At 65.1% G+C, this 6,693-nt stretch carries 7 protein-coding genes; 2 read left to right on the top strand and 5 right to left on the bottom strand.

The window, feature by feature from the left end:
• The first annotated feature begins 449 nt into the window (after positions 1 to 449).
• Positions 450 to 1,157: a GcrA cell cycle regulator gene (locus NKJ89_RS33190; RefSeq protein ID WP_352608692.1), complete on the top strand. Its 708-nt coding sequence runs from the start codon at positions 450 to 452 to the stop codon at positions 1,155 to 1,157.
• Between the two features lie 170 nt (positions 1,158 to 1,327).
• Here the strand turns inward: NKJ89_RS33190 and NKJ89_RS33185 are convergent, their stop codons facing one another.
• Positions 1,328 to 1,636 carry a DUF982 domain-containing protein gene (locus NKJ89_RS33185; protein ID WP_023760066.1) on the bottom strand — a complete coding sequence of 103 codons (309 nt, stop codon included), beginning with the start codon at positions 1,634 to 1,636 and terminating at the stop codon, positions 1,328 to 1,330.
• A 108-nt stretch (positions 1,637 to 1,744) separates the two neighbouring features.
• Complete coding sequence (locus NKJ89_RS33180) at positions 1,745 to 2,026, bottom strand: DUF982 domain-containing protein (protein ID WP_031260436.1); 282 nt, start codon at positions 2,024 to 2,026, stop codon at positions 1,745 to 1,747.
• Between the two features lie 265 nt (positions 2,027 to 2,291).
• On the opposite strand from NKJ89_RS33180, the gene NKJ89_RS33175 reads away from it, so the two are divergent.
• A complete protein-coding gene (locus NKJ89_RS33175; protein WP_352608691.1) occupies positions 2,292 to 2,894 on the top strand; it encodes a DUF6456 domain-containing protein in 603 nt (200 codons plus the stop codon).
• Positions 2,895 to 2,948: 54 nt separating this feature from the next.
• Here NKJ89_RS33175 and NKJ89_RS33170 read toward each other — a convergent pair whose 3' ends face one another.
• From NKJ89_RS33170 to NKJ89_RS33160, 3 genes are all read right to left on the bottom strand, one after another.
• Positions 2,949 to 3,281 carry a hypothetical protein gene (locus NKJ89_RS33170; protein WP_023760069.1) on the bottom strand — a complete coding sequence of 111 codons (333 nt, stop codon included), beginning with the start codon at positions 3,279 to 3,281 and terminating at the stop codon, positions 2,949 to 2,951.
• 74 nt (positions 3,282 to 3,355) lie between these two features.
• Positions 3,356 to 5,338, bottom strand: coding sequence for an acyltransferase family protein (locus NKJ89_RS33165; RefSeq protein WP_352608690.1), 1,983 nt, complete (start codon positions 5,336 to 5,338; stop codon positions 3,356 to 3,358).
• Between the two features lie 336 nt (positions 5,339 to 5,674).
• Positions 5,675 to 6,415, bottom strand: coding sequence for a Crp/Fnr family transcriptional regulator (locus tag NKJ89_RS33160; RefSeq protein WP_352608689.1), 741 nt, complete (start codon positions 6,413 to 6,415; stop codon positions 5,675 to 5,677).
• Positions 6,416 to 6,693 lie beyond the last annotated feature (278 nt).

Below are 6,693 nucleotides of genomic sequence, written 5' to 3'. Positions count from 1 at the left end.
CCCCCCCCGGGCGCCCCCCCCCGGGGGGGGGGCCCACGCCCGCGTCCGGTTGCCCCACGGCACCCCCCCGGGTCGGGGCGGCCCGTCACCGGCGCCGGTAAGGGCCGGAGCCGCCGCTCCCCTCGGCTCCGGCCCCCAATTCGACCGGCATGGCGCCGGCCCGATGTCTTCGGGTCCATCTGGCCGATCCTGCATCCGCACCGAAGACGGCACCGTCATCCTTTGCGACAGGGCGATCGGCAGGGCGGTTTCGGCCCCCGACAGAAAGACGGCGGAGGCGCGGCTTTCGCGCCTCGTCGAAGCGGCCGGACAGCGAACCCGGTCCGGCTGAGCCGGCGGCGCAAGCCGGGCGTCGAACCACACAACCCTGAGTGCGGCCCAATGGGCCCAACCTTGACGCTTGCCTGGCGGCGCTCGGCCGAAGGCAGAACTTTGGATGGAGCCTGGAAATGGCAAGTTACACCGAGGCGGACTTGCAGGAGATTGCCCGCTGGCTGGAGGCCGGGCTTTCCGCTTCGAGGATCGCCGCCGCTTTCAGCGCGCTGCGCGGCAGTGCGGTATCGCGCGATGCCATTATCGGCATCGTGCACCGCAACGCCGTGCTGGACGCGATCGGCTTTAGCAATGTCAAAGGGCTGCCGGTCGGAGCCAAGCAGGCTGTCGGCAAACACGCTGGGAGCAAGCTGGCGAGCACAATGCCGACGCACGGCAAAGCGAGCTCCAGGCCGGTCGCCGGCACGGTCGACGCCGCGAACACCGCCAATGGGACCGGCATGCGTAAGGCGGCCGCCAGGCGCGACACTTCGCCTGGCTGGCTGCCGCCGCGCCTGGTGGTGCCCGAGGCGGATGTGCTGATCGCCGACGGCCAGACCTATCGTTTCACCGTGCCGGTGCCGCCGCATGCCCCCGTGGGCCGCCAGCCGCATGGCGTGGCGATGCGCTTCATCGACTGCCTGTTCTCCCGCTGCCGCGCGCCGCTGGACCTGACGGTGGAAGAGGATACCGACATTTCCATTGCTGAAGAGGGGGATGCGCCCGGCGGCCGGCCAGGCGCCGACATGCTGTGCTGCGGCATGCGGACCAGTGCGCTGAAGAGCTACTGCACCTATCACCAGGCGCGCTTCCGCCGCAGGGTTTTTGCGGTGGAGGCGGGTTGAGGGAAAGCGTTCCCTTCTCCCCGTTCGAGGGTGAAGGTGCCGGCAGGCGGATGAGGGTCGCACAGAAGTGGAAAGCAGATATGAACTTCAAGCATCCGACCGAAGCGCCGCCCCTCATTGCCCTGCCGGGCACTTCTCCTCGTAAACGGGGAGAAAGAAGCCTCGTCGCCCTATTTCGGCGCCTGCCGGCCCTGCTTGGGCATGTGGCTTTGCATGGTTTTGGCCTCGGGCGTCATGGTCGAGCCGCCATCGGCCACCAGAATATTGGCCACCCGGGCAAAGCCGGTGAACACTTTCATGGCATCGGCTTCAGAAATCTGCGCGGCGATTGCAGCGCTGCAGGCGTTGAGCGCGCTGCGGTAGACATGGCCGCGCCGCTCAAGCGGCCAGCGCTGCAGAAAATCGGCGGCTTCGCTGACGCTGTCGATCTCTTCAATATCTCCGTTCATTCGCACCTTAAGCGGCACTCCGGTCTTCATGGTACCCACGGCGTTCACCTTCGCTTTGCGCGCGGCTTCACTTACCGCTCCACTAAACGCGCCGCGCGGGCGGGCGGTTGCATCAATTCTCCGGTCAGCGCGCGCCTTTCACGGACTGACCACGGCGTCCAGCCAGTCGCGGGCGCGGCTTTTCGGCTTGGCCACCAGTATGTTCTGTTGCCTGGCTGCCTTGGTCAGAGCCTCAAAGGCGATGCGCTGGCTGCAGGTACCATCGACGGCGAGCGCAACCAGCCGGGCCGCCTCGACATAGACCGGCGAAGTCTTGTCGGGCCATTGCTGCTTGAGCGCCCCGGCTGCCTCGGCCACCGACCCGACCAGCATGGTTCTGTTGTCGCAAAAGCGCAGGGTTATCGGCACGAAAGCTGTCATCGGCATGTCTCCCGTAGACGCCGCATAACGTCGAAAATTCGCGCTGGTTCCATCACACCGAATGCCGGCACGGCTGGGCAGGTGCTGCGATGAGTCCGAACGTTTCTCGGATCTCGCCAATCGTCAGCGTCGTGGGAAAGGCGGCGAGGACGAAGCTGCCAGTCCCCTTCCGCGTGGGGAGAGATGGCCGGCATGCCAGAGGAGGCGCGAAGGATCGCCACCATGCCAACTCCCGCACACCCACACCCAAGCGAGGACCCTACCCATGCCCAGGAAAACCAAACCCGCCAAACCCCAAGCGCCGAAACTGCCGAAGGGCGAGGCCGAGCAGGTGCGCATCCGCCGCGAGATCGGCCATGATTTCGCACTGAAGGACGACGCCTTCGGCCGCAAGCGGCTGACCGCCGGCACGCGGGAGGCTGCCCGCGTCTACGAGGTGTCGAACGACGGCTTCACCGCCACCGGCGGCATCGTGCGGGTGGGCACTATCGATCCGCTGCTAGGCATCACCTCGCTGTCGAACCAGCAGCGCGAAGCCGGCCTGCGCTACCGTCAGGATTTTCGCTGCAGCCAGCAGGCCAGCGTCAAGCCGATGCGCTGGACCGAGCGCGTCGACGGCGGCCGCCACGGCGGCGGAATCGTCGATAGCGTGCTGGACGCAGGCCGCGCCTACGCCGCCGCTACCAGGGCGCTGGGCCATTGGGAAGTGGCCGCCGTGGTGCGACGAGTCTGCTGCGCGGGCGGGTCGATCAAGGGCGTGGCCGAGCAGACGGGGGAGGATAGGGATGTGGTGACAAAGATGTTGAAGGTGGGGCTGGATTTACTGGCGGTGCATTATGGAATGATGATCGGGAGGCGGATGGGATGAGAGGCGGCGCACTGATCCGGCCGGCAATGCCGGTCGGATCATTCAACATCAGGGTTATCGGCAGATGCGAATCTCTTCGATGATCCTGTGATGGTGGCGCCAGTGCCTCACCACTTCGATGTGGCAACGGTGGAAATAACGGTGGTGCCGGTGGAAATAAAGCGGCCTGTAGCCGTTGTCGTAGTCGTCATAGGGGCTGTAGACGTAGCGCGGGCTGTAGACGTAGCGGCCGCCATAGGCCCCATAACCATCGTAATAGTCGTTGCCGTAATAGTCGTTGTAGCCGGCCCCAATGCCGATAAAGACATGACTGCGGGCATCAGCGGGGGCGATCATCGCCGCCGCGGAAGCAATGGCGATAACCGAAACAAGCAGGAGCTTCTTCATAGCTGCCTCCTCTTCAAGGTTGACCTAATATAACCCTCGAGAGGCGACCTCGTTCCATGGATTCGTCTCACCCCCTAGAACAGCGCCCCCTCCAACGGCCCTTCCAGCGTCTCGGCAAACGCCGTTGCCAGGTGATGCCTGTCACGAAACGCGAGTTGGCCTGATATGACGACGTGGCAGGATGTCGGGCCGCAGAAGCGGTCGGTGAGGTCGATGTAGCGCGTGTCGGGCACGCTGTTCACCACGGCGCGCTCGGCGGCCGCGGTGCTGTCATTGGCGGCCTCGGTCCTGGGCGTGTCACAGTGCGGCGATGGTGCTTCGCGCCACCATAAAGCGCGCGCCACGCAGGAGTCGGCGAAGCTGGCGTTGATCGGCGTGTCGCGAATGACAGCCGTCTCGACCCCGGCCTGGCTGAACGCCTGCAAGGTCGAGCGCAAGCCGGACTGCCAGCGCGCGATTTCGGCTGCGCGGCTGGCGGCGGGCATGTCGCGGATCAAATTGCCGATCGAGAATTCGGAGATCACGACCAGGCGCGGCTTGCGGCGGATGATGTCCGATATCGCCTGCTCGCGCCAAGCGTCGCATTCGGTGTAGTCGCGCTTCAGCACGGCATTGAAGGTGGAGAGCCGCGAGGCGCGGCACGAGGATTTGAGATAGGTGATCACTTTGGTGTCGTTGCGCTTCGCCGCTTCGACCAGAGGCGTCGACCAGTGATCGGCATGCGAATCGCCGAACAGCACGATGGTGTGGGCGGCGTTCGCCGCGCCGAACACGCAAGGTTTTGGCGTCACCGTGTGGAAGTCGAGCAGGCAGCTCTTGTCGGTGGCGCGCACGATGGAAGGTTTTTCGGCGGCCTGCTCGATGCCGCGCTGCGCAGTGTCGATGTTGCGCGCGGCCAGATGCGCGTTGGCATAGGCGACCGCTACGCCGGCACCGGTCAGGGCAGCGGCCGGGATCAGCGCCCGGGCGCCCGCCGCCAGCCAAGCGCCACGCCGGGCCGGGTTCTCGATCAGGTGATAGGTAAGCACCGACAGCGACAGCGCCAGCACGCCGCAGCCCAGTCGCTGCGGGACGGACAGGTCTGGGACCAGCATCCCGGCATAGACGATGACCGGCCAGTGCCAGAGATAGAGTGAATAGGAGAGCGTGCCGATCCATTGCAAAGGCGGCAGCGACAGAGCGGTGGCCGGCGCAAAAGCCTGCCAGCCGGTCCGCTGTTGGGCCTGCCTGCCGGTCTGTTCCGCGCCGGCGCCGCTCAGCAGCACCAGCACGGTGCCGGCAACCGGCAGCAGGGCACGCCAGCCGGGGAAGGGCAGGTTCTCACTCAACAAGAGATAGGCCGCCGCGATCAAAGCCAGGCCGAGCCAGCCCAATGCCGCCAGCAGCCCTTGGCGCCACCGCAGCAAAGCTACTGGGGCCAGCGTCGCCAGGCCGCCGGCGGCGAATTCCCAGGCGCGCAGCGGCGAGAAATAGAAGGCCCAGGCTGGTGCTGCGCTGGTCAGCCACAAGCAGGCGGCCAAGGAGGCGAGGCCGGCGACGCCGATTACTGTCGCAGCCGTTCGCTGGCCAGGACGCAGCCAGGCGGCCAGCAGAAGCAGTGCCGGCCAGGCCAGGTAGAACTGCTCCTCCACCGACAGCGACCAGAAGTGAATGAACGGATTGCTGGCGGCATCGGCGGCGAAATAATCGAACGACCAGCGCAGCAGCCACAAATTGATCGCGTAGGCTGAGGCAAACATTGCGCCACGCGAGTAGAGCGTCTGCTCTTGCGGCGCCAGGATGAAGTAGCCGGCGGCAAGCGTGGCCAGGATGACGAACAGGGCTGCCGGCAGGAGCCGCCGCGCGCGCCTGGCATAGAAGCGCCAGAGATCGAGCCGGCCGGTCTCAGCGATCTCCTGCATGAGGTGGGTTGATATCAGCCAGCCGGAAATCACGAAGAAGATATCGACGCCGGCAAAGCCGCCGGGCAGCGCGGTGAGGCCGAAATGATAGGCGACGACGCCGCCGACGGCGAGCGCACGCAATCCTTGTATGTCCGGCCGGAACGCTGCCGCCACGATAAATCCTTCGTGCAAGCCCAGCCCCGAGTCCTTGGCAGTGTCGGTCGGTCGGGCCGATATCGCAATGCAACAAATCTAACGCAGCGCAACATGGTGAAAAGAGGGGTGGCTGATCCTGAGGACATCGCATGGAGGCTCGCCGATGTTCCAGGCGGCATTCTCCACAAGCGCTTCATCCTTCGAGCATCCGGGCACAGAGACGAGTTCGAAGGGCTTTGGCAGCAGATCAGCATGCCATCATCCAAGTGACGGACGACATCGACCGCGGCACCAGTGGCGCGGCGCCTGTCGAGAGGCTGCGGGCCCCAAAGCCCGACAACGAAGCTTGATATGTCAGGCTGCGCCGATCTCGCCGATCAGCCTGACATACTCGGCCTCGGGGTCGCCGTAACTGCCATTGGCGAGCTCGATCAGCCCGGCGCGGTCGCGAATGATGATCTCACCCCGGCGCGCCCGGATTAGCGCGCGACCTTCGAGCAGCTGGAGGGCGACGGTGACGCCTGGCCGCCTGACACCAAGCATGATGGCCAGGAATTCGTGCGTGATAACAAGGTGTTCGCCGCGAACTCGGTCGTCGCACATGAGCAGCCACCGCGCCAGCCGCTCCTCCAGCTTCAGCCGTGCATTGACGAGCGCGGTGCAGCCGGTCTGGGTCTGGAGCGTGTTGACGAAGCGCAGCAGGAACATTCGCAAGGTCGCGCTTGCCGTCAAGGCTGCATTGAAAGGGCCTGCTTCGATGCGGATCGCTTCTCCTTCGAGCTGCACGAAGCAGGCATGCGCGGAGCGGTCGTCGCCCATCACCAGTGAAGTGCCTGTCATGCCTTCGAAGCCGATGAAGCCCACTTCGGCCTCCTGGCCGCTCGTCGTCCTGGCGACCACCGAGCCAATGCCCTGTTCGATGAAGTAGACGGCCTCGATCGGGACGTTGGGAGTCGCCAGCATCTTGCGCAACGGCAAATCGCAGCGCTGCAGATGCGGCTGGAGCAGCGCAAGGTCACCCGCGCTCATCCGCCTCAACAGCTCATTTCGGTATTGCTGGTTCTTGCCGAGGTCCGGCCTATCGGAATTAGTCATGGCGCAGCCCAATGCAGGGCAAGAGCCATCCGATCTCGCAACCTTCCGCGCCTGTAAAAACGTGCGGACGATCGCATACGGGCTCTGGACAAAAAAGGCTACGAATTCGGTGCACGGCGCCCCCTAACGCCGCTCGCATACGAAAAGATCGACCCAAACGTTAGTGTCGGAAACGTACCAAGCGCCGCTTGGTACGAAACCGACATATTGGCGGACAGCGTGGATCACGGGCGGGCCGATAAAAATCGTCGGCTAACGACAAAAGCGCCCGCTGCACC

It is taken from the genome of Mesorhizobium sp. M0047 (genome assembly GCF_040323315.1).
Classification (GTDB): domain Bacteria; phylum Pseudomonadota; class Alphaproteobacteria; order Rhizobiales; family Rhizobiaceae; genus Mesorhizobium.
The sequence above is the reverse complement of the archived record's forward strand: the minus strand, read 5'-3'. Positions and strand labels throughout refer to the sequence as shown.